General features: G+C 26.0%; 22 protein-coding genes and 1 tRNA gene. 11 read left to right on the top strand and 12 right to left on the bottom strand.

Annotated elements, in window-relative coordinates; genetic code table 11:
* Positions 1-69 precede the first annotated feature (69 nt).
* The gene (locus AB4W59_RS01785) at positions 70-807 is read right to left on the bottom strand and encodes an outer membrane protein assembly factor BamD (protein WP_367672954.1); all 738 of its coding nucleotides are present in this window, start codon (positions 805-807) and stop codon (positions 70-72) included.
* A 118-nt stretch (positions 808-925) separates the two neighbouring features.
* Here AB4W59_RS01785 and rluD point away from each other — a divergent pair, with 118 nt between their 5' ends.
* Positions 926-1,870, top strand: a complete 945-nt coding sequence (gene rluD, locus AB4W59_RS01780) for a 23S rRNA pseudouridine(1911/1915/1917) synthase RluD (protein WP_367673341.1) — start codon at positions 926-928, stop codon at positions 1,868-1,870.
* A gap of 61 nt (positions 1,871-1,931) precedes the next feature.
* Here the strand turns inward: rluD and aroQ are convergent, their stop codons facing one another.
* Entirely contained in the window at positions 1,932-2,402 is a 471-nt protein-coding gene (gene aroQ / locus AB4W59_RS01775; protein WP_367672953.1) for a type II 3-dehydroquinate dehydratase, read from the bottom strand.
* A 283-nt stretch (positions 2,403-2,685) separates the two neighbouring features.
* On the opposite strand from aroQ, the gene tldD reads away from it, so the two are divergent.
* A complete protein-coding gene (tldD, locus tag AB4W59_RS01770) occupies positions 2,686-4,137 on the top strand; it encodes a metalloprotease TldD (RefSeq protein WP_367672952.1) in 1,452 nt (483 codons plus the stop codon).
* Positions 4,138-4,221: 84 nt separating this feature from the next.
* Here tldD and rplS read toward each other — a convergent pair whose 3' ends face one another.
* From rplS to AB4W59_RS01740, 6 genes are all read right to left on the bottom strand, one after another.
* Positions 4,222-4,569: a 50S ribosomal protein L19 gene (gene rplS, locus AB4W59_RS01765; RefSeq protein ID WP_367672951.1), complete on the bottom strand. Its 348-nt coding sequence runs from the start codon at positions 4,567-4,569 to the stop codon at positions 4,222-4,224.
* A gap of 39 nt (positions 4,570-4,608) precedes the next feature.
* Positions 4,609-5,355 (bottom strand): tRNA (guanosine(37)-N1)-methyltransferase TrmD, encoded by a 747-nt coding sequence (gene trmD, locus AB4W59_RS01760; protein WP_367673340.1) that lies wholly within the window; start codon positions 5,353-5,355, stop codon positions 4,609-4,611.
* A gap of 40 nt (positions 5,356-5,395) precedes the next feature.
* Positions 5,396-5,887, bottom strand: coding sequence for a ribosome maturation factor RimM (gene rimM, locus AB4W59_RS01755; protein ID WP_367673339.1), 492 nt, complete (start codon positions 5,885-5,887; stop codon positions 5,396-5,398).
* 54 nt (positions 5,888-5,941) lie between these two features.
* Complete coding sequence (gene rpsP / locus AB4W59_RS01750) at positions 5,942-6,178, bottom strand: 30S ribosomal protein S16 (protein WP_367672950.1); 237 nt, start codon at positions 6,176-6,178, stop codon at positions 5,942-5,944.
* A gap of 124 nt (positions 6,179-6,302) precedes the next feature.
* Entirely contained in the window at positions 6,303-7,655 is a 1,353-nt protein-coding gene (ffh, locus tag AB4W59_RS01745) for a signal recognition particle protein (RefSeq protein WP_367672949.1), read from the bottom strand.
* A gap of 118 nt (positions 7,656-7,773) precedes the next feature.
* Positions 7,774-8,931 carry a chorismate mutase gene (locus AB4W59_RS01740; RefSeq protein WP_367672948.1) on the bottom strand — a complete coding sequence of 386 codons (1,158 nt, stop codon included), beginning with the start codon at positions 8,929-8,931 and terminating at the stop codon, positions 7,774-7,776.
* Between the two features lie 303 nt (positions 8,932-9,234).
* On the opposite strand from AB4W59_RS01740, the gene rplM reads away from it, so the two are divergent.
* A complete protein-coding gene (rplM, locus tag AB4W59_RS01735; RefSeq protein ID WP_367672947.1) occupies positions 9,235-9,663 on the top strand; it encodes a 50S ribosomal protein L13 in 429 nt (142 codons plus the stop codon).
* Positions 9,664-9,678: 15 nt separating this feature from the next.
* A complete protein-coding gene (rpsI, locus tag AB4W59_RS01730) occupies positions 9,679-10,071 on the top strand; it encodes a 30S ribosomal protein S9 (protein WP_367672946.1) in 393 nt (130 codons plus the stop codon).
* Between the two features lie 113 nt (positions 10,072-10,184).
* Here rpsI and cgtA read toward each other — a convergent pair whose 3' ends face one another.
* The 4 genes from cgtA to AB4W59_RS01710 form a co-directional block, all read right to left on the bottom strand.
* A complete protein-coding gene (gene cgtA / locus AB4W59_RS01725) occupies positions 10,185-11,186 on the bottom strand; it encodes an Obg family GTPase CgtA (protein ID WP_367672945.1) in 1,002 nt (333 codons plus the stop codon).
* 259 nt (positions 11,187-11,445) lie between these two features.
* Entirely contained in the window at positions 11,446-11,700 is a 255-nt protein-coding gene (rpmA, locus tag AB4W59_RS01720) for a 50S ribosomal protein L27 (RefSeq protein ID WP_367672944.1), read from the bottom strand.
* Positions 11,701-11,721: 21 nt separating this feature from the next.
* Positions 11,722-12,030, bottom strand: a complete 309-nt coding sequence (gene rplU / locus AB4W59_RS01715) for a 50S ribosomal protein L21 (protein WP_367672943.1) — start codon at positions 12,028-12,030, stop codon at positions 11,722-11,724.
* A gap of 1,118 nt (positions 12,031-13,148) precedes the next feature.
* A complete protein-coding gene (locus AB4W59_RS01710; protein ID WP_367672942.1) occupies positions 13,149-13,424 on the bottom strand; it encodes a BolA/IbaG family iron-sulfur metabolism protein in 276 nt (91 codons plus the stop codon).
* A 397-nt stretch (positions 13,425-13,821) separates the two neighbouring features.
* Between AB4W59_RS01710 and greA the strand changes: the two genes are divergently transcribed.
* The 7 genes from greA (at position 13,822) to infB (ending at position 22,761) form a co-directional block, all read left to right on the top strand.
* Complete coding sequence (gene greA / locus AB4W59_RS01705; RefSeq protein ID WP_367672941.1) at positions 13,822-14,301, top strand: transcription elongation factor GreA; 480 nt, start codon at positions 13,822-13,824, stop codon at positions 14,299-14,301.
* 169 nt (positions 14,302-14,470) lie between these two features.
* On the top strand, positions 14,471-15,091 hold the full coding sequence (gene rlmE, locus AB4W59_RS01700) for a 23S rRNA (uridine(2552)-2'-O)-methyltransferase RlmE (RefSeq protein ID WP_367672940.1): 621 nt from the start codon (positions 14,471-14,473) through the stop codon (positions 15,089-15,091).
* Positions 15,092-15,151: 60 nt separating this feature from the next.
* Entirely contained in the window at positions 15,152-16,969 is a 1,818-nt protein-coding gene (gene ftsH / locus AB4W59_RS01695) for an ATP-dependent zinc metalloprotease FtsH (protein ID WP_367672939.1), read from the top strand.
* A gap of 908 nt (positions 16,970-17,877) precedes the next feature.
* Positions 17,878-18,186: a preprotein translocase subunit SecG gene (secG, locus tag AB4W59_RS01690; RefSeq protein ID WP_367672938.1), complete on the top strand. Its 309-nt coding sequence runs from the start codon at positions 17,878-17,880 to the stop codon at positions 18,184-18,186.
* 62 nt (positions 18,187-18,248) lie between these two features.
* Positions 18,249-18,331, top strand: a tRNA-Leu gene (locus AB4W59_RS01685).
* A gap of 333 nt (positions 18,332-18,664) precedes the next feature.
* The gene (nusA, locus tag AB4W59_RS01680; protein ID WP_367672937.1) at positions 18,665-20,152 is read left to right on the top strand and encodes a transcription termination factor NusA; all 1,488 of its coding nucleotides are present in this window, start codon (positions 18,665-18,667) and stop codon (positions 20,150-20,152) included.
* Between the two features lie 17 nt (positions 20,153-20,169).
* Entirely contained in the window at positions 20,170-22,761 is a 2,592-nt protein-coding gene (infB, locus tag AB4W59_RS01675; RefSeq protein WP_367672936.1) for a translation initiation factor IF-2, read from the top strand.

The following is a 22,761-nucleotide window of genomic DNA, read 5'->3' as shown; positions in this document are numbered from 1 at the left end:
AATTTAATAATTTTTTAATATTTTTATAGATGCATTCATATACAATAAATTTATTTTTATCGTCAATTTTTAAAAAATTTTATTTAAATTAATAATTTGAGAAATTTTTTGTGCATGATTAAAATAATGCAATGCACGATAAGACTGTTCTAATAATAATAATGTTTTTCTTGCAATTAATGTATCTTGATAATTTTTTATTATTGCTTCTCCACGATTAATAACAGAAATGTATTCTTTTTCTGAGAAATAATATTTTAAAATGTTAAATTCATGCATGGCTAGACGATTTTTTAAGCATATCAAATGTTTTTTTGCATCAATAAGATAACGACTATGAGGATAATTTAAAATAATATTTTTGAGCTGAAAAAATGCTTTTATCGCATAAATAGGATCGCGTTTGTTATGTGTGATAGGTATATATTTAAAATATACATCATTATCAAGTGCAATATAAATTAGACTTTGTAAATATAAAATATAATCAATATTTTTATGTTGTGGATGTAATATTTTAAATATTTCTATTTTTTCTTGTGCTATATCGAAATCAGAATTTTTATAATAAGCATAAATTAAGTTTATTTGAATTTTATCATTATAATAGTACATAATATCTTTATTTTTTATATTATTTATTATTGTTATGACTTCTTTAAAATCGTTGTTTTTTAGTTTTTTTTGTATTATATGATATAGATTAGTGGTGTGAATAACTGGATGGTTATATAAGGGTTGACAATATAATGGATCACTAAAAAACATGATAATTAAAATAAATAAAATATTTTTTCTTTTTTTCATTAGTATATAATCAGTATAAATTAATAAATTTTTGTAGTTGATAATATACAGAATATTATATTATATAAAAATTAAATTGGTAGATTTTAATAAAGATTTCTACAAATATAGGATTCTCATATTGAAAAAAAAAATAAATATCAATATACCTAATAGATGTTTTTTAGGAAAAAGATTAGATCAAATTTTAGCATACTTCTTAAAAGGATATTCTCGTTCTTTTTTAAAAAAATGTATTCTTCAAAATAAAGTTTTTATTAATGATCAAGTAGAAAATCATCCCGATAAAAAAATATTCGGGGGAGAAAAAATTTTTTTCTACCCCCCTCCTGTTCATGATAGTATTGATTCTCCTGAAAATATTAATTTAGATATTATTTATGAAGATGAAGACATATTAGTGATTAATAAACCAGTAGGATTAATTGTACATCCAGGTGCTGGGCACCAGAATGGGACACTATTAAATGCTTTACTTTATCATTATATAAATATTAAATATATACCACGTGCTGGTATTGTGCATAGATTAGATAAAAATACTAGTGGTTTAATGGTTATTGCAAAAACTATGATTGCTTATAAACATTTATTAATATTGTTAAAGAAAAGAAAAATTATACGAAAATATCAAGCTATTGTACATGGTGTTATGATTTCGGGGGGTGTAATAAATGAACCGATAATGCGTCATCATACTCAAAGAACTCGTATGACAGTTAATCATGCGGGAAAAAAATCCGTAACATATTATAAAGTTATTCAGCGATTTTCTAGGTATACACATATATCTGTTCAATTAGATACAGGACGCACTCATCAGATCCGTGTTCACATGTTATATATTGGTTATCCATTAGTAGGGGATCATGTATATTTTAATCGCGTATGTCGTCGTCCGATAATTAATATGATAAACAAAGATATTGATTCAGTATATATGTTTCCTCGTCAGGCACTTCATTCTTATTCTCTTTCCTTTTCTCATCCAATTACTAAGGTGATGATGAAATGGGTTATTCCATTACCGAAAGATATGAGGAATTTATTAAAATGTTTATAATATTTAAAAACATTTTTGTATTGTATCGAATAAAATGGTTTCCATTATTATATTACTTATATTATTTTTTTTTATAAATTTGCATATCTAATAATCTTTTTGCTGCTGTTTTTAAAGCCCAAAAATAACCGTCCATACCTAACCCACAAATAACACCTTGAGAAATATCTGATAACCATGAGTGCGAGCGAAAATGTTCTCGTGCATAAATATTAGAAATATGAACTTCAATAAAAGGAATATCGATCGCCATTAATGCATCTCTAATAGCAATACTTGTGTGGGAAAAAGCAGCGGGATTTATGATGATATAATTAATGATATCTTTTGCTGTATGAATTTTTTCAATTAATACGTGCTCTGCATTAGATTGTGTATCAATTAATTCTATATTGAGATTATCTGCCTCTTTTCTTAGATCATTTAATAAATTTTTTAATGTAGTTTTTCCGTAAATACTAGTTTCTCTTGTTCCTAAAAGATTTAGATTAGGCCCATTGATTAATAAAATTTTCATTTTATTTTTTTTCATTTTTTTATTTCTTCTTATTGAGCATATGTTAAATATAAATTATAAAAATATGTTATATATTGTATAATATTTTTTTGATAACAATAATATTATATTGTTAATACTTAATTCTAGAATTAAACCTTATTTTATTTTAAATAATCATATATAAAATTGATTATTATATTATAATATTAATAATATGTAAAATATACAAAAGTAAATTTTTTTTAAGAAGTGGTAGTAATATTTTTAAAAAATATTTAGTGGTACAATGAACATTATCTTAAATAAGTGAGTAAAAATGACATTTGAATTAGTTACTGAATCTTTATTAACTACGAATAAAATACACCATTCAGATATATTATCATTTTTAGATGAATTATATGTAAGAGATTTAGATTTTGGAGATTTTTATTTTCAATCTAATATTAATGAATCATGGTGTTTAGAAAATAGAATTGTTAAAGAAGGGTATTATCATTCAGATCAAGGAATTGGCATTAGAGTTATTCAAGGAGAAACTACAGGTTTTGCATATTCTGATCAAATATCATTAGATTCTTTAAGAAAAACTGCTTATATGGCTAAAAGTTTTCTAAATTTAAAGGGTGTTCGTAATGGTATCACATTAACAAAAAAAAATATAACACCATTATATTGTCTTAATAATCCGTTAGATGCTTTTTCATCGCGAGAAAAAATAGATTTATTATATAGAGTAGATAAGATAGCTCGTCAATTAGACCAGCGCGTCATTGAAGTGAATGCCCATTTAACAGGTTCTTATGAACAAATATTAATTGCCGCCACAGATGGTGATTTAGCTACCGATATTAGACCATTAGTTCAGATTTCCATTAATGTTATAGTAGAAAAAGATGGAAAAAGAGAATGTGGTAAAAGTGGTGGTAGTAGTCGTACTGGTTATCATTTTTTTTATGATAAAGATGATATTTATGAAGATACTAGAATTAATCATTGGACTAAAGAAGCGGTTCGGATAGCCTTATTAAATTTATCCTCCAAATCTGCTCCTTCCGGTAGTTTTCCTGTCGTATTAGGATCAGGATGGCCGGGTGTTTTACTACATGAAGCAGTAGGGCATGGTTTAGAAGGTGATTTTAACAGAAAAGGAACTTCAATATTTACAAATATTATTGGAGAGAAAGTTGCATCAGAGTTATGTACAATCATTGATGATGGAGCCATGGTCAATCAACGTGGTTCATTAAATATAGATGATGAAGGTGTAAAGGGCCAACATAATATATTAATTGAAAATGGAATTTTAAAAAAATATATGCAGGATAAATTAAATGCACGATTAATGGGTTCTCAATCAACTGGAAATGGACGTCGTCAATCTTACGCATACATACCAATACCTCGCATGACCAATACTTATATGTTATCTGGAGAATCTCATTTGGATGATATTATTCATAGTGTAAAATATGGAATATATGCAATCAATTTTTCTGGAGGTCAAGTAGATATCACTTCTGGAAAATTTGTATTTTCTACTGCTGAAGCATATTTAATAGAAAAAGGCAAAATCACTACTCCTATTCATAATACAATGCTTATTGGTTCTGGATTAGAAGTGATGCAAAATATATCTATGGTAGGTAATGATTTGAAGATGGATCAAGGAACTGGTATATGTGGAAAAGATGGTCAAAATATTCCAGTTGGAATAGGTCAACCATCTATTAAAATCGATTCTTTGACTATAGGTGGAACTATTTAATTAATTTTTCTATTAAATAATATCTCATATATGTGCAGTCAAGAATAATGTCGTGACTGCATCTTACAAAGGTTTTATTTTATGTTAATTTATTCTTTCTTTAATACGAGCAGATTTTCCAGTACGTTTTCTTAAATAATATAATTTTGCTTGTCTAACAAATCCTTTTCTTTTGACAAGAATATTATTGATACTATGTGAATGCGTTTGAAAAACTCTTTCTATGCCTTCGTTATTAGATATTTTACGTACAGTAAAAGATGAATTTAATTGTCTATTTTTAATAGCTATAACTACACCTTCAAAAGATTGCAATCTTTTTTTAGATCCTTCAATTACCCATACTTTTACTTCAATAGTATCACCAGGACGAAATGTTGGTATATCATTTTTTAGCTGCTCTTGCTCTATTGTTTGAATAATATTTAGCACATGCATTTCCTTATTATTACGTGTATTTACCGAGAGAAATTAATCAATATTTTTTTCAAATTCACTTTTAAATTCATTTAAAAGTTTATTTTCTTCTTCTGTTAAAGACAGTTTTTCTAATATATCTGGTCTTTTTATCCATGTCTTTCCAATTGATGCTTTTAGTCGCCAAAGACGAATATTTTTATGATGTCCAGATAATAATACTGATGGAACTGTCATACCGTTTATATTATTTGGTTTGGTATAATTAGGATAGTCTAGGAAGCGATTAGTAAATGAATCCTCTTCTATTGATTCTTTTTTTTTAATTACTCCCGGTACTAGTCTAGACATGGCGTCAATAACATTCATAGCAGCTAATTCCCCCCCAGTCAGTATATAATCACCTATTGACCATTCCTCATCGATTTGATCATCAATAATTCTCTGATCAATACCCTTATATCGACCACATACAAAAATAATTTTTTTTTTGTTTAGTAATAACTGTATTTTTTTTTGTTCTAATTTGATACCTTGAGGCGATAAATAAATAACTGTAGTGTTTTTTAATATAGATTTCGCTTTTTGTATTGCCATATATAATGGTATAGCACTCATTATCATTCCCGGCCCTCCTCCGTAAGGACGATCATCTACAGACTTGTTTTTATTATTTGTGAAATCTCTTGGATTAAAAAAATTAATTTTAATAATTTTTTTTTTACATGCTTGTCCGATAATACCATATTCAGTAATAGCTCGAAACATTTCAGGAAACAAAGTTACAACATTAAAGCATATTATAGTTTTTTCATATTTTTTTTTATTTTAGAATGCATTATTAGTCCCATTGAACGTTGATAATTTTTTTAATAGTATCAATTTTTTTAATTATTTTTTCATAAATGACAGGAATGAGTACTTGTTTTTCATTGAACAATTCTGATTTTTTTTTTATTACAAAGATATCGTTATGTGTTGTTCTGATAATATTTATTACGTGACCTAGATATGTATTTTTTGTATTAAATACTTGATAATTCATAATATCTTGCCAGTAGTATTCATTTTTTTTTAACTGTGGTAATTGACATTCATTGATGAATATATTGGCATTAGTAAATTGCATAGCAACTGAACGATTATCAATATTCTTTATGTGAACAACAAAATGATTTTTATGTTTTTGCCAATTTTTTGGTTGTATTATTTCCCATTTTTTTTCTTTAATAAAAAACCATGGAAAATAATTAAAAATATTTTCTTGTTTTTCTGTAAAAGAAAAAATATTTAACCAACCTAAAATACCATAGGCTTTTCCAATTTTTCCTATTATGATCTTTTTTGTTGTTTTTTCTATGCTGTTTTTTATAATATTATCTCTTTTTTATACAATATTGATTAATTTTTTTACTCTATCTGACATTTTTGCCCCTTTTTGTATCCAATGTTTTATTCGCTCTAAATTAAATACAATATTTTTAGACTGAGCTTTTGCTATAGGATTAAAATAACCTATTCGTTCGATAAATCGGCCATCTCTTGAAAATCGGCTGTCGGCAACAACTATTTTATAAAAAGGACGTTTTTTTGCCCCATGTCGAGCTAATCGAATTTTTACCATTTTTTACCTCTTTTATTTGTTGTAAAGACAATGCGTTTTATATACAAAATCATGAAAAGAAATGTTATTTTACATGAAAGTAAAACAAAAATCTTTTTTTAGATATATTATATTATATAATTTTTTAAAATTTTTTAGGTAAAAAATTTTTCACACCTCTCATCATGTTTCCTAAGCCGCTTTTTTTAATTTTTTTCATCATTTTTTTAGCATCATCAAAATTTTTTAATAATTTGTTAATATCTTGAATATTTGTTCCGGATCCCAATGCAATTCTTTTTTTACGAGATCCTTTTATAATTTTTGGTGTCATTTTTTCTTTCGGAGTCATAGAGCAAATTATAGCTTCTATAGTATTTAATGTATTTTCATTACAATTTATTAATTGATTTTCAGGTAATATATTTTTATGAAAAAATTTTTCTATTAAATGATTTAAACCTCCTATTTTTTTCATTTGTTTTATTTGTATCAAAAAATCATTTAAATCGAAATTATGACCGATTTTAATTTTTTTAGTTAATTTTTTAATTTGTGATTTGTCTATTTTGTCTTCTATATCTTCAATTAGAGATACAACATCTTCCATTCCTAAAATTCTATTTGCCATTCTTTCAGGATAAAATTTTTCTAATTGATGTATTTTTTCTCCCGTTCCGATAAATTTAATAGATTTTCCAGTTATGTTTTGTATAGAAAGCGCAATACCGCTGCGTGAATCACTATCTGTTTTTGTTAAAAATATTCCTGAAATATCAACATAATTTTGAAAAATATTCGCCATATTTATAGAATCTTGCCCCATCATTGAGTCAACTACCAATAAAGTTTCAATTGGTTTAGATAAAATTTGAATTTTTTTTATCTCATTCATTAATTTTATATTAACGTGTAATCTTCCTGCTGTATCAATTAATAAAACATCATATATCTTATTTTGAGCATATGTTATAGATTTTTGTACTATATCAACAGGAATTTGATTTTCATAAGATGGAAAAAAATCTATTTTTGCTTGTTTTGATAATATTTCTAACTGTTTAATTGCAGCTGCACGATAAATATCAGTTGACACAGTTAATATTTTTTTTTTATGTTTTTCTTGAATAAATTTTCCTAATTTTACCATGCTTGTAGTTTTTCCAACCCCTTGTAAACCAATAAATAATATGATTGCTGGAGGTTGAACAGAAAAATTTAATTTATTATTTTTTTCTCCCATGGCTAATATAAGTTCATTTTTTACTATTTTTATAAATTCTTGCCCAGGAGTTAAGCTTTTATTAATTTTAAGACCAATAGATTTATTTTTAACATTATTAATAAATTTTTTTACAACTGATAATACTACGTCTGCCTCTAGTAGCGCTTTTCGAACTTCTCTAGTGGTGTTTTTGATATTTTCTTCTGTAAGTCTTCCTGAATGGGTAATTTTACGTAAAGTATGTGAAAGACGTTCAGTTAAGTTATCAAACATATTTTTACTCATTTTAAGTTAATAGTGATAATAAATCGATTTGCAAGAATTATATTATATAACTCAGTGTTTGATGAGAGGTGCTAATAAAAAATAAATTAATACTTTTAATGGGCTTTTACAATACTGCTGGTATAATTTTTGCGCTGGGATAACAACCTAATATTTTTATATTTGTATTAAGGTGTATAACCTTTTTAATAATATCTTGCATTAATGACGATGATATATTTAATGGAATATCAACATAAACCACTTCTTCTATTAGATTATTTTGTTTTATTTTAGATGATATCGTTTTTACAGTAATATTGTTTTTTTGTAGTAATATTAATATTTTTACAAGATCGTTAGATGTATTTTTTTTATTGAAGATAATAGTTGTTTTAGCAGGTATTTGTGGAGAAATATTTATCTTGTTTTTAGATAATAATATAAATCTTGTAATATTTTTTTCTTGATTGGTGACATTGGTAGCTAAAATATTTAATTTATATATGTTTCCCCCTATTGCACTACCCAATGCAGCATTAGTTATATCTTTATATTGAGCTACTGTTCTGATGGCATCTGTTGTACTTTTAGAGTATTTAATTTTCCAATGAGAAAACTGTCTAATAAAATTACTACATTGTTTAAATGGTTGTGGATGACTATATATTGTTTTTATATTTTTTAATTTAGCATTTTTTAATCCTAACAGGCAATGATTTACACAAATATTTATTTCTCCAATAATAAATAAATTAATGTTTTTCAATATAGATAAAACTTCAGAAATAACGCCAGAAGAATTGTTTTCTATAGGTACAATAGCGCAATCAGTATAATTATTTTCTACTGAAAGAAGAACTTCTTCAAATGTTGAACATTCTTTTTCAATATATTTTTTACAATTTCTTTGTGCATATTCATTAAGTGCAATATGAGAATAAGATCCGTTTGGACCTAAAAAAGAGAAGCTGGATGGATAAATTTTATTGTTGTTATAAAATTGTTGTAATAACATTTGTTGAGTTAGAACTGACTCTTCAATAATGATTTGAAAAATACAAGTAATATATTCAGAGGTAAGATGATATTTTTTTCCATAATTAATTAAATCATGCAATAATTTTTTTTCACGCTCTATATCACGTATTTCTTGATTATTTTGAATTTTAGATGCAGCAATAGTAAAAATCAATTTTTTTCTTTCGGCTAATAGATAAACTATTTTTTTGTCTATATTATTAATTTGGTTACGTATAGGTGGTAAAGAAGGTTTAGAATTCATAAAAACAACCTATTTATATGAGATGAATGATATATACTAAAATAGTATAAATTTGTATTTGAAATATTATAAGAATTTTTTGTATTGTTTTCTTGATCAAAATTACTATATTGAATTAATAAAAGATTTTATTATAAGAAAATATTTTTATTTATGTGATGAATTTTTATATTTTAAATTAAAATACATAAATAAGAATAATTATAATATCTTATTAGCAAAAATATATTTACTATATCTTATTAACTATAATCATAGTATTATTTTATTATATGAATAATAATTTTTTTGAGTGAATATTATATGAAAACTTTTTCGGCTAAAATGCATAATATAAAAAAAAAATGGTATTATATTGATGCTTCTAATCAAGTTTTAGGAAGATTGGCTAGTTTTTTATCTCATAGATTAAGAGGTAAACATAAAGTAGAGTATACCCCTCATCTCGATGCTGGAGATTATATCATTGTATTAAATGCATCAAAAATATTAGTAACAGGACAAAAATATACAAATAAAATTTATTATCATCACACTGGTTATGTAGGTGGTATAAAAAAATTAAGATTTGAAGAAATGTTATTTCGTTATCCGGAAAGAATCATTCAGATTGCCGTAAAAGGAATGTTACCTAAAGGATCATTAGGTCGATCCATGTTCTTAAAATTAAAAGTTTTTGCAAATGAAAATCATCATCATGAAGCACAATGCCCTCAATTATTACGTATTTAATGGAGTTTTTAGTTAATGATTTATACTCAATATTATGGAACAGGACGTCGTAAAAGTTCTTCTGCTAGAGTGTTTTTAAAATCTGGTAATGGTAGTATTATTGTTAATAAATTATCTTTAGAGAAGTATTTTAGTCGTGAAACTTCTTATATGATTGTATTACAACCATTAGAATTGCTTGATATGATAAACAAGTTTAATATTTATATCACAGTCAAAGGTGGGGGAATTTCGGGTCAAGCAGGTGCTATTCGACAAGGAATCACTCGCGCCTTAATTCGATATAATCCATCTTTACGTATAGAATTAAGAAAGGCTGGATTTGTTACACGTGATGCTAGACAAGTGGAACGTAAAAAAGTGGGTTTGCGTAAAGCAAGAAAACGTCCACAATTTTCTAAACGTTAATAATGTATTGTTGAATATTTTATTAAAGAACTTGGTTGTCTAATTAACCGAGTTCTTTTATTAATATTGTATTAATAGACTATATTGTATGTTAGTAATAATGTTGTTTTTTATTAGATTTTTAGATCTTGAATAATTGCATAACACAGTGCCTTGATGCCAATTTTTTTTATTGATGAAATTAAATAATATCTTTCTTTGGTTTTTAAGATAGAAATAATTTCATTGACCATTTTCATTAAATCAATTTTATTTAACAAATCAATTTTATTGAATACCAACCAGATAGGTTTTTGATATAAATTTATATTATATTTTTTTAATTCGTTCATGACAATCTTAATATTATCAATTGGATTGGATCCATTGGTCGGTGCAATATCAACAATATGTAATAGTATTTTACATCTTTCTAGATGTTTTAAAAAATGAATTCCTAATCCTATACCTTGAGAAGCATTTTTAATTATTCCTGGAATATCAGCTATTATGAATTTTTTAGTATTATATAAGACACTACCTAAAACAGGATTGAGTGTTGTAAAAGGATATGATGCAATTTTTGTTTTTGCACCAGACATTATTGTTACTAAAGTAGATTTTCCAGCATTAGGCATTCCTAAAGTTCCAACATCTGCAATTAAAATTAACTCCAATTGGAGATTAAGTTTTTCTCCTGTAGTGCCTAAAGTTCTTTTCCGAGGAGTTCTATTAGTAGAAGATTTGAATCTTGCATTTCCTAATCCATGCCAACCGCCTTTAGCTAGTAAAATTTTTTGATTGTGTTGAATTAAATCACTTATAATTTCACGAGTTTCATAATTAATAATTTTGGTTCCAATAGGTACCTCAATAACTATACTGCGTCCTTTTTTTCCAGAGCAATTTTTACTCAATCCATCTTGACCATTTTGAGCTTGAAATATTTTTTTAAACCTCAGATCTATTAAAGTATTTAAATTTCTATTTGATTTTATCCAAATATTTCCCCCATCTCCTCCATCCCCTCCATCTGGTCCTCCTTTAGGAATATATTTTTCTCTTCTAAAACTAATACATCCATTTCCACCATTTCCTGCAATAACTTGAATTATAGTTTGATCAATAAATTTCATTATTTTTCCGTACAAAAATTTTTTTAAAATATATATATATATATTAATATAATCTTTAACGTGCACTTAAAGATGACATAGTGATAAAAGTGGATATATTTTCTTTACGTATATTTCTTGAACTTAAAATATTTTGCAATAATAAATTAATCATTTAATCAAAAATCACTTTAAAATTATTTTACTATGCCAGTATTCTAAAAATAAAAATAGAATACCCCTGATAAGGGGTTTTCTATATATAAAATGATTATTTTTTTTAGTTTAAAATATTTATGTATTTTCTTTTTTTTAAGCCCTTTTTTTGAAATTGTACTTTTCCACTTATAATGGCAAAGATAGTATGATCTTTCCCGCAACCTGTGTTGTGACCGGGATGAAATTTAGTACCGCGTTGTTTTACAATAATACTCCCGGCTGAAACAAATTCACCACCAAAACATTTTACACCTAATCTTTGAGCATTAGAGTCTCGCCCATTTCGAGTTGATCCTCCTGCTTTTTTATGTGCCATACTGTATAATATCCTTAAATTTTAACAAATATTTATAATTTTTACATCAGTAAAATATTGACGATGTCCTTGTTGTTTTTTATAATGCTTACGACGATTAAATTTTATTATTTTAATTTTTTTTAATCTGCCATGTTTTTTAATGTGTGCTTGTATAATACCTTCTTTGACAAAGGGATTACCTATTTTAAGAGTATCTTTGTCTTTAATTAACAATACTTTCTTAAATTGTATTTTTGTGCCGATCGGTGTATTTATTTTTTCTAATCTAATGGTTTGATTTTTCATTACTCGGTATTGTTTTCCACCATTTACAAAAACTGCATACATACTTTCACTCCATCATAGAATATATGTCTAATATCTTATATTTTAAAATACTTTAATTTTTTTAAAACTATTAGAAAACAATTTATTTTATATTAATATCAGTACCTTCACTATTAAATTTTTTATATAATATACAATCATACTCATATAATATAAAAATATTATGTACGTGATTTTTTACATTTATCATTATTTTTTCTAGTAAGACTATGATTAATAAATTTATGTTTCTTGGAAATATTATTTATAATGTAGATTTATCATAACAAATAGTAAAATTATTTTTTCACTGATTTTTAGAAATTATATTAATGAATTTTAAATATGTTTAGATAATTTTTAAAATATTTTCTGTAATCGAATTCTTTCTATATAAAATAATATTCAATAAAAAAATTTTATATGAATTGGAATTTTGGACTAAACATTTATTTTAATATTAATATCGATGAGTCTTGTCCTGATATATTTTAATTAATGCATTTAATTTTTATTTTTTAGATTTCAGCGATTTTATTAAAATATTTCTCATATGATTGAGTTGACTATTATATATGATATAGTTTGGATCCGCTTGTTTAGATACTAGAAAAATATTGGTTTCAATTTGACTAGAAATAATTTTTTTATGTAAGTTCTACCTATACAACTGTATAAAGTTTAAATAATGATATTAATACAGTGTAATATTAATATTGTGATATTTAAATTTCTTGGTCTTTTCTATTTTAAATTTTTTCAAAAAAATTTTAGCCTGATGGCAGGAAGTAAAAAATTCTAAAAATCTCAGCAGATATTTTAATGTTTTTTTATTCAATGATTATAGAAAATAAGTAATTACCCGCTTAGTATCAATAGATAATTTTTTATTCTGTATTTTTACTATTCAAAAAAAAATAGACACTTTAATAGTGATTAAAATATTTTTTATTATCAAAAATATTGTTTCAAATGCGTTTTGTTAATATTTTTATGAGTACAATGAGTCGTCTAGTATCTTCCATCTAGATGTAAAAAAATAGCTTGTTAAAATTTTATATTTTTGTGCATAAATATTTTATCTGTATATTAATCAGTTTCTTTTTCATTAAAAAATGTATTTTAATATATTACATATATTAAGAAAACAATAAGGTGTTTTTATCGTTTTGAATATTATTTTTTTTATTCCATTCTTCTATAGAATATGATTCGATTGATATGGCATGAATTTTTTTTTGAGTAATCATTTCTATTAAAAGGGTATAAATCATTTTTTGTTTTTTAACAGGACTCACTCCCTTAAAAATATCTCCTATAGCAATAATATTTATATGATTTTGATCGCCGGTCACGTAAGCGGTTTTTAAATTTAGTTTTTTTATTAATAAAAATTGTATTTTTTGTATATTCATTTTTATGCTCTTTAAAAGTAAAAAAATATTTTGATTAAACAATATTATATATAAAATATATACTTTATATTTTATTTTTCCTGTAAAAATATTTATATATAATATAAAAATTTTTTATTTCTATAAAATATTAAACATTGTATTAATAATAAGACTATTAGAAAATTTTTTTTTTCTCCTGATTAAAATTATTTTAAATTACTGTTTTTTTTATATATTATTGTTATAATTTTTTATCTCAATCATTCGGAACAAAATATAATATTACTTTTAATATTAGAATAAGATAAAATATTTTAAAAAATAACTATTTACTCTACTAAATTATAAAAAATATAATATTTAGTAATCGTGATGTTATTTAAAAATTTAAAATAATAAAATTATGAGGTTATATATGACTAATTTAATCCCTATGACTATAAGAGGTGCAGAAAAACTTCGTCAGGAACTAAAAGAATTAAAAAGTGTACGACGTCCTCGTATTATTCTTTCCATAGCTACTGCTAGAGCTCATGGTGATTTAAAAGAAAATGCTGAATATCATGCTGCACGTGAAGAGCAAGCTTTTTGCGAAGGTCGTATAAAAGATATTGAAAAAAAATTGTCTAAATCTCAAATTATAGATATTACTGCATTGACAAATAATGGACGAGTAATATTTGGCTCTACAGTAACAATTCTTAATATTAAGAATAATGAGCAGTTTACTTATCAAATCGTAGGTGATGATGAAGCAAATTTTAAAAAAAATTTAATTTCTGTAAATTCTCCTATGGCTAGAGGTTTAATCGGAAAAAATGTTAATATGATCACTACTATACGGGCTCCAAGTGGTAATATAGATTACAGAATTTTACAAGTAGAATATTTGTAGTTGATTATATATATAATAATTATTTAATTAAAAGTTAATACATTTTTAGAATATGTTTTAATTTTTTATTATATAATTCTTAATTAGATACTTCAATATTTTTATTAATTGACAAATAAAATATTTTTTAAAATAGATTTTTTAAAATAAGTAATAATATAGTGATAATATGACTTCTTCAAAAAAATCGCCCAGTTCCATGCGTTGGTTATTAGAACGTGCTAATGATAAATATATACAAGTAGCAAAAAAAAATAATATACGTTCAAGAGCTTGGTTTAAAATACAAGAAATTGATTGTAAGAATAAATTATTTAAATTAGGAATGAATATTATTGATTTAGGATCTTCACCAGGTAGTTGGTCGCAATATGCTCTTTCTAAAGTTCGATCGACAGGTCGTATTATAGCATGTGATATATTACCTATGAAGCCTATAAAGGGAGTTGAGTTTATTCAAGGTGATTTTCGAAATCAAGAAATTTTTAATCAGCTATTGCAATGTCTAAAAAGCACTCAATTTCATTTAGTGCTGTCAGATATGGCACCGAATATAACAGGACATGCTTCTATTGATATACCCAATGCGATGAATTTATGTCATTTAGCATTAAAGATATCAAATCTTACACTATCTAAAAAAGGTGTGTTTTTAGTAAAAGCATTTCAAGGAAAAGGTTTTAATGAACTTTATCAGGAAATTAAAATTTTATTTTCAAAAGTTAAAATTTGCAAACCAAATACTTCTCGGTCAAGATCGCGAGAAATTTTCATTTTAGCAACCAGATGAAATATAGTAATCTGTGTTTTTTTAAAATAGATGTAATGAGAGGTTGTTCCCTTGAGTGACATGGTTAAAAACCTTATTTTTTGGTTAGTCATCACGGTTTTATTAATGTCTATCTTTCAGAGTGTTAACTCTAATGATATTAGGCATCATAGAATTAGTTATTCTACTTTTTTATCAGAAGTAAATCAAGATCAAATTCATGAAGCAAGTATTAATGGTCGTGTAATTAATGTAACTAAAAAGGATAGTAGCAAATATATTACTTATATTCCCATTCATGATTCGAAGTTATTAGATAATCTTTTGACTAAAAATGTCAAAGTAGTTGGTGAATTACCTGAAGAACCCAGTCTTATTGCTTCTATTTTTATTTCTTGGTTTCCAATGTTATTGTTAATTGGCGTATGGATTTTTTTTATGCGTCAAATGCAGATGGGTGGCGGAAAAGGTGCTATGTCATTTGGAAAAAGTAAAGCGCGCATGTTGCCAGAAGATCAAATACAAACAACTTTTTCTGATGTTGCAGGATGCGATGAAGCGAAAGAAGAGGTTAGTGAATTAATTGAATATCTAAAAGAACCTGCTCGATTTCAGAAATTAGGTGGTAAAATACCAAAAGGTATATTAATGGTTGGTCCACCTGGTACTGGAAAAACTTTACTTGCAAAAGCTATAGCTGGAGAGGCAAAAGTTCCTTTTTTTACTATTTCTGGTTCTGATTTTGTCGAAATGTTTGTTGGTGTAGGTGCTTCTCGAGTAAGAGATATGTTTGAACATGCCAGAAAATCAGCTCCATGTATTATTTTTATTGATGAGATTGATGCAGTAGGTCGTCAAAGAGGGGCTGGATTGGGTGGTGGACATGATGAAAGAGAACAAACACTGAATCAAATGTTAGTTGAAATGGATGGTTTTGATGGTAATGAAGGTATTATTTTAATTGCAGCAACTAATCGACCAGATGTATTGGATCCTGCTTTGTTACGTCCTGGTCGTTTTGATAGACAAGTTATTGTAGCATTACCAGATATTCGTGGAAGAGAACAAATATTACAAGTTCATATGAGAAAAGTGCCATTGTCAAAAGATGTGGATTCTATGATTATTGCACGTGGTACGCCGGGTTTTTCTGGTGCTGATTTGGCTAATCTTGTCAACGAAGCAGCTCTTTTTGCGGCTCGGCTTAATAATAGTGTTGTTTCTATGATGGAATTGGAAAAAGCTAAAGACAAGATTATGATGGGCTCAGAAAGAAGATCTATGGTGATGAGTGATTTTCAAAAAGAATCAACTGCATATCATGAATCTGGTCATGTTATTATTGGCAGATTAGTACCTCAACACGATCCAGCACATAAAGTTACTATTATTCCAAGAGGAAGAGCTTTAGGAGTAACATTTTTTTTACCAGAATCCGATACATTTAGTATCAGCCGTGAAAAATTAGAAAGTCAAATATCAACTCTTTATGGAGGTCGTTTAGCAGAAGAAATTATTTATGGAGCGAAAAATGTTTCTACTGGAGCTTTTAATGATATTAAAGTAGCGACTAGTTTAGCTCGAAATATGGTTACCCAGTGGGGGTTTTCTGATAAACTTGGACCGTTACTCTATGCGGAAGAAGAAGGAGAAGTGTTTTTAGGACGCCAAGTATCTCAAGCAAAACATATGTCTGATGAAACTGCTAGAATTATTGATGAAGAAGTGAAATTGTTAATTGAAGTAAATTATAATCGCGCAAAAAATATATTGAATAAGAATATAGATATTTTACATGCTATGAAAGATGCATTAATAAAGTATGAGACTATTGATGCCTTACAAATTGATGATTTGATGGCGCGGAGACAAGTACGAGAACCAAAAGGGTGGAAATAAAGAACATAATTCAATAGTTTGTAGATTATATAAGAATATAATATTTTTTTATTATTGTAAGTATGAATTTCTTGTTATTAGATAATTATTGTTATGATTAGTAAAATAAGATGAAGTAATAAAATTATATAACTTCATCTTATTTTTATATCTTCAAAGTTTTTTATAAAAATAATTTTTATAACAAAATTGCATAAAAAATTTTTTCAAGAAGATAAAGAAAAATATTTTTATTATTAGAGCGATACACATTACCATAATGTATATTGCAATCTTTTATAGAATCGGGTATTTTATCATCAAGTATTATATTTACTATATTAAATGCATAATAATCTATTTTTATGTTTCTACAAAAATATATTTTATATTATCTAAAAATATTATGATACTGTTTTAAAAAAAATTTTTATTCATTGCAACATTTTCTAATTTTATATTTATATAAATATTTTAAAAATATTTAGTATAGTAAAAAATTTTTCTTGAAAATAAACATGAATAAATAGTTATAAACAATAAATTATTTAATATAATATATTTTTATAGGACATATAAAATATGTAACAGTATTGAAAATAGTCAATTTAATTATATAAAATTATCGCTGTCTCATGATTAATGTTATTATATTTAAATATTCATAATATTAATAAAACATTAAAGGTTTTATTGTACAATAAATAAAATTTGTTTTTTAAAAAATAACATTATAAAAATTTTATATAAAATTTATAGACAGAAAATGATAAGGTATAACATATTTAATTATTCAATAATTAATGAATATACATAAATATTTAAAATATATATATTTTAAATATAAACAATAATTATTTTAATAATATAATAACAATACATTAAAATAAAATATATTTTACACATTAATATAAAAAGGAAAATATTATATGTATTTATTTTTTTTAGTATTGTTTATACTCATTTCTTTTGTTTTAATTGCTTTTATTTTATTACAGCCAAGACAAGGATTTAATAAAATAAATAATTTTAGTTCTAAAAATAATTTAACTCTTTTTGGTAATATGTATCGCAATAATCTCGTAATTAATATTATTAGTATTTTTTCTTTTTTATTTTTAATATTCAGTATTATTTTATGCAATATTAATAATAACACAATAAAAAGTAATTTTTTTCAGGAACAAAACACAAAAATTATTAATTATCATCAAAAATTAGATGATATAAAAAAATAAAAAATGTTCGATAAATATCACTTAATTTTTTTAAAAAAAGAGTTTTTATCTATTTTATTTAAGCCGAGGTGGTGAAATTGGTAAACACGCTATCTTGAGGGGGTAGTACTGAATAAGTATATGGGTTCAAATCCCATCCTCGGCAATAATAGATAATAATACATCTATGATATAAATTGTATATAATGTCTATCAAAAATTAATATAAATTTTTTTTTATTAATACTTCACACATATAGTATAACAAATCATACCTCGAATTTTCGGGGTTTTTTATTTAGAATATTTAAAATTTTAATTAAAAATTACATAAAATAAAACTTTATTTTATTTACGTTGCCTTGATATCAATATTAGAATTTATAACTTTTGATAATTACAAAATGAATGTATTATTTTTTTTCAATAATGCATATTTTATAATTTACACCTGCAAAATAAGTTTTTTTGCAAAAGTGTTATTTTGAGGCTTACTAAGATGAATAAAGAAATCTTAGCAGTGGTAGAAGCTGTTTCTAATGAAAAATCTTTGCCCCGTGAAAAAATTTTTGAAGCTTTAGAAATTGCATTAGCAACAGCAACCAAGAAAAAACATGAACAAGAAATTGATGTAAGAGTGAGTATTAATCGTAAAACAGGAGATTTTAGTACTTTTCGCCGATGGACAGTAGTTGAGATAGTGACACAGCCTACTAGAGAGATTACTTTAGAAGCTGCTTGTTTTGAAAGTGAACAAGTAGAATTAAATGATCAAATAGAGGATAAGATAGAATCTGTTATGTTTGACAGGATTACTACTCAAACTGCAAAACAAGTGATTGTTCAAAAGGTAAGAGAAGCGGAACGCGCTATGTTAGTCGATCAGTTTCGTAAATATACCGGTGAAATTGTTACTGGTATAGTAAAAAAAATTTATCGAGATAATTTAACATTAGATTTAGGTAATAATGCTGAGGCATTAATTTTACGTGAAGGCATGTTACCAAGAGAAAATTTTCGACCAGGGGATAGAGTGCGTGGTGTTTTATATGGAGTGTATCCAGACGCTCGTGGTGCTCAGTTATTTATCAGTCGATCTAAACCTGAAATGCTAATCGAATTGTTTAGAATAGAAGTTCCTGAAATCGGAGAAGAGTTAATTGAAATAAAAGCAGCGGCACGCGACCCTGGTTCTAGAGCTAAAATAGCAGTCAAAACAAATGATAAACGCATTGATCCTATTGGTGCATGCGTAGGTATGAGAGGAGCTAGAGTACAGGCAGTATCCAGTGAATTATGTGGTGAACGTATTGATGTTATTTTATGGGATGATAATCCAGCACAATTTGTTATTAATGCTATGGCGCCTGCAGAAGTCGCGGCTATTATAGTGGATGAAGATCATCATATTATGGATATTGCAGTAGATGCAAATCATTTAGCTCAGGCTATTGGACGTAATGGTCAAAATGTTCGTTTAGCTTCTCAAATCAGCGGTTGGGAATTAAATGTTATGACTACAGAAGATCTTCATACTAAGCATGAACAAGAAGCGCATGTGGCTTTTCATCTTTTTAAAAAATATCTAAATGTTGATGAGAAAATTATTAATATTTTAGTAAAAGAAGGTTTTTCTTCTCTTGAAGAATTAGTATATATACCATTTAATGAATTATTAACTATCAAAGATTTAACTAAAAAAGAATTGAAATTAGTACGAGAAAGAGCAAGATGTGGATTAACTGTGATAGAAAGAGAGAATAAAAATAAAGTATGTAAAAAAAAACCTGCAGAGAACTTATTAAATATTAATGGGATGAATACATCCTTGGCTTTACAATTATCTGAAAAAAATATATTTACCTTAGAAGAATTAGCTGATCAAGGGATAGATGATTTAATAGATATTGAGGGTTTAGATTCTAAAAAAGCGGGTATGATAATTATGGCCGCACGTAATATTTGTTGGTTTGGTGGTAAAGTCTGATAATAGGAATAAATAGTATGATAGATGTTAGTTTAAAAGTTTTATCTAGTGAAATGAAAATATCAATTCCTAATTTGATAGAAAAATTATTTTCTATTGGTATATCTAAAAATGCAAACGACTCTATTAGTATAGAAGAAAAAAATGCTTTATTAAAATATTTAGATAAAGAAAAAAAAACAAATTTAAATACATTCATTTTACAAAGAAAAACTCGTACTACTTTGAATGTCGCAACAGTAGGTGGAAAAAATAAATCTATTCAAGTAGAAGTTAGAAAAAAAAGAACTTATTTAAAGGATATTAAAATTAATACGGAAAATACGTTAAACGATAATAAAAGAAATAAACAATCTATAAAAAACAAATTCTTAATATCGAAAAATAACAAAGATAATATATCCACACATGATACTACATATTCAAAATTATCTTCTAAAGTAAATGCTTTTTCTGATATAAAAAAATCTAATCATCTTGTAAGAGATACAAGAAAAACACAGTTAAAAAAAAATATAGAACTGTATGAAAAAGTAACCAATGTAAAAAAGAAAGTAAAAGAAAACATAAAAAATTGGACTATTAATCAAAATGTAAAAAAAGATTATCATTTGACAACTTTCTTGCATGCGCGACATATAGAAGATGACAATGATCGTGAAATAGAAAATGATAACAAGAATCGCATTCGTAATGCAAAAAATTATCGTCAAAAGAAAAATAAAAAACAGAATTATAGTGGTAAAAATTTAAAAGAAGATCTTTATCTGAATGAAAAAAATAAAAAAAGTAAAATTTCAAATAATCATTCTTCTTTATTACAACAAGTTTTTCAAAAACCAAAATGCATTATTAATAGAGATGTAGTTATTAATGATACTATAACATTATCTGATTTAGCGAATAAAATGGCTATAAAAAGTACAGAGGTTATTAAAACCATGATTAATATGGGTTTTTCTGGAGAAATTAATCAGGTTATTGATCAAGATACAGCTCAATTAATTGCGGAGGAAATGGGTCACAAAGTTATATTACATAAGGATAATGAATTAGAAGAAAAAATTATGAAGGATAGAGATATAGGTAACAATATTTTGTTAACTCGCTCACCTGTTGTAACTATAATGGGACATGTAGATCATGGGAAAACGTCCTTATTGGATTATATTCGGTCTACAAAAATTACTGATAATGAAGCTGGAGGCATTACTCAGCATATTGGCGCTTATCATGTTAAAACAGAATTAGGATCTATTACCTTTTTGGATACACCGGGGCATTCAGCATTTACTGCTATGCGATCTCGAGGTGTAAAAATTACAGATCTTGTAGTTTTAGTAGTGGCAGCCGATGATGGAGTTATGCCACAAACTATAGAAGCCATTCAACATGCTAAAGAGGCTCATGTTCCTGTTATAGTAGCAATTAATAAAATCGATCAGATAGAATCGGATGTTAATAAAGTTAAAAACGATTTAATGAAATATAATATTGTTCCTGAAGATTGGGGTGGTGATAACATATTCATACCTATTTCCGCAAAAACAGGAGAAGGTATTGATCAATTATTAAATGCAATCTTATTGCAAGCCGAAATTTTAGAATTAAAAGCGATTACTAACGGGATGGCAGAAGGGGTTGTGATAGAGTCTTTCTTAGATAAAGGTAGAGGGCCGGTAGCTACTATTTTAGTGCAAAAAGGAACTTTAAATAAAGGTGATGTTATATTGTGTGGATTAGAATATGGACGAATTAAAACGTTAAGAAATGAAATGGGGTGCGAAATTAAAAAAGCCGGGCCATCTTTGCCTGTAGAAGTATTAGGTTTATCTAAAGTACCATTTTCAGGTGATATCGTCACAGTAGTTCGTAATGAAAAAAAAGCTAGAGAAGTCGCATGTTATCGTAAAAATAAATATCGTGAAAATAAATTAGCTAATCAAACTCGTTCTAGTTTAGAAAATATGTTTGAAAATATAAATAAAAATCATATTTCTGAATTAAAAATTATTCTTAAATCTGATGTACAAGGTTCTCTAGAAGCGATTTCTAGTGCTTTAATGAAATTATCTACTAATGAAGTTATGGTGAATATTATAGGTTTGGGAATTGGTAGCATTACAGAAACTGATGCTTCTTTAGCTCTTGCTTCTAATGCTATTATATTAGGTTTTAACGTGCGAGCAGATGCTACGGCAAAAAAAATTATTGATTCAGAAGATTTAGATCTGCGTTATTATTCGGTTATTTATAATTTAATTGATGAAGTAAAATTAGCTATGACCGGTCTGTTGTCACCAGAATATAAGCAAAATATTGTCGGTTTAGCTCAAGTTAGAAATATATTTAAATCTCCTAAATTTGGTTTTATTGCTGGTTGTATGGTTGTGGAAGGTGTAATGAAGAGAAATAGCCCCATTCGTGTATTAAGAGATAATATTGTCATATATGAAGGGGAATTAGAATCATTACGTCGATTTAAAGAAGATGTAAATGAAGTGCGTAATGGAATAGAATGTGGTATTGCTGTAAAAAATTATAACGATATACGTATTGGAGATAATATAGAAGCTTTTGAAGTTAAAGAAATTAAAAGAACCATGTAA

It is taken from the genome of Buchnera aphidicola (Cavariella theobaldi) (assembly GCF_964059165.1).
GTDB lineage: Bacteria > Pseudomonadota > Gammaproteobacteria > Enterobacterales > Enterobacteriaceae > Buchnera > Buchnera aphidicola_BO.
Note: the sequence above shows the minus strand (reverse complement) of the source record. Positions and strands in the feature narration are given on the sequence as shown.

What these genes read in the sequence shown, in the direction of transcription:
- AB4W59_RS01785 (WP_367672954.1), bottom strand. Translation starts at nt 807, where the DNA reads ATGAAAAAAAGAAAAAATATTTTATTTATTTTAATTATCATGTTTTTT.
- aroQ (WP_367672953.1), bottom strand. Translation starts at nt 2,402, where the DNA reads ATGAAAAAAAATAAAATGAAAATTTTATTAATCAATGGGCCTAATCTA.
- tldD (WP_367672952.1), top strand. Translation starts at nt 2,686, where the DNA reads ATGACATTTGAATTAGTTACTGAATCTTTATTAACTACGAATAAAATA.
- rpsP (WP_367672950.1), bottom strand. Translation starts at nt 6,178, where the DNA reads ATGGTAAAAATTCGATTAGCTCGACATGGGGCAAAAAAACGTCCTTTT.
- ffh (WP_367672949.1), bottom strand. Translation starts at nt 7,655, where the DNA reads ATGTTTGATAACTTAACTGAACGTCTTTCACATACTTTACGTAAAATT.
- AB4W59_RS01740 (WP_367672948.1), bottom strand. Translation starts at nt 8,931, where the DNA reads ATGAATTCTAAACCTTCTTTACCACCTATACGTAACCAAATTAATAAT.
- rplM (WP_367672947.1), top strand. Translation starts at nt 9,235, where the DNA reads ATGAAAACTTTTTCGGCTAAAATGCATAATATAAAAAAAAAATGGTAT.
- rpsI (WP_367672946.1), top strand. Translation starts at nt 9,679, where the DNA reads ATGATTTATACTCAATATTATGGAACAGGACGTCGTAAAAGTTCTTCT.
- cgtA (WP_367672945.1), bottom strand. Translation starts at nt 11,186, where the DNA reads ATGAAATTTATTGATCAAACTATAATTCAAGTTATTGCAGGAAATGGT.
- rpmA (WP_367672944.1), bottom strand. Translation starts at nt 11,700, where the DNA reads ATGGCACATAAAAAAGCAGGAGGATCAACTCGAAATGGGCGAGACTCT.
- rplU (WP_367672943.1), bottom strand. Translation starts at nt 12,030, where the DNA reads ATGTATGCAGTTTTTGTAAATGGTGGAAAACAATACCGAGTAATGAAA.
- AB4W59_RS01710 (WP_367672942.1), bottom strand. Translation starts at nt 13,424, where the DNA reads ATGAATATACAAAAAATACAATTTTTATTAATAAAAAAACTAAATTTA.
- greA (WP_367672941.1), top strand. Translation starts at nt 13,822, where the DNA reads ATGACTAATTTAATCCCTATGACTATAAGAGGTGCAGAAAAACTTCGT.
- rlmE (WP_367672940.1), top strand. Translation starts at nt 14,471, where the DNA reads ATGACTTCTTCAAAAAAATCGCCCAGTTCCATGCGTTGGTTATTAGAA.
- ftsH (WP_367672939.1), top strand. Translation starts at nt 15,152, where the DNA reads ATGGTTAAAAACCTTATTTTTTGGTTAGTCATCACGGTTTTATTAATG.
- secG (WP_367672938.1), top strand. Translation starts at nt 17,878, where the DNA reads ATGTATTTATTTTTTTTAGTATTGTTTATACTCATTTCTTTTGTTTTA.
- nusA (WP_367672937.1), top strand. Translation starts at nt 18,665, where the DNA reads ATGAATAAAGAAATCTTAGCAGTGGTAGAAGCTGTTTCTAATGAAAAA.
- infB (WP_367672936.1), top strand. Translation starts at nt 20,170, where the DNA reads ATGATAGATGTTAGTTTAAAAGTTTTATCTAGTGAAATGAAAATATCA.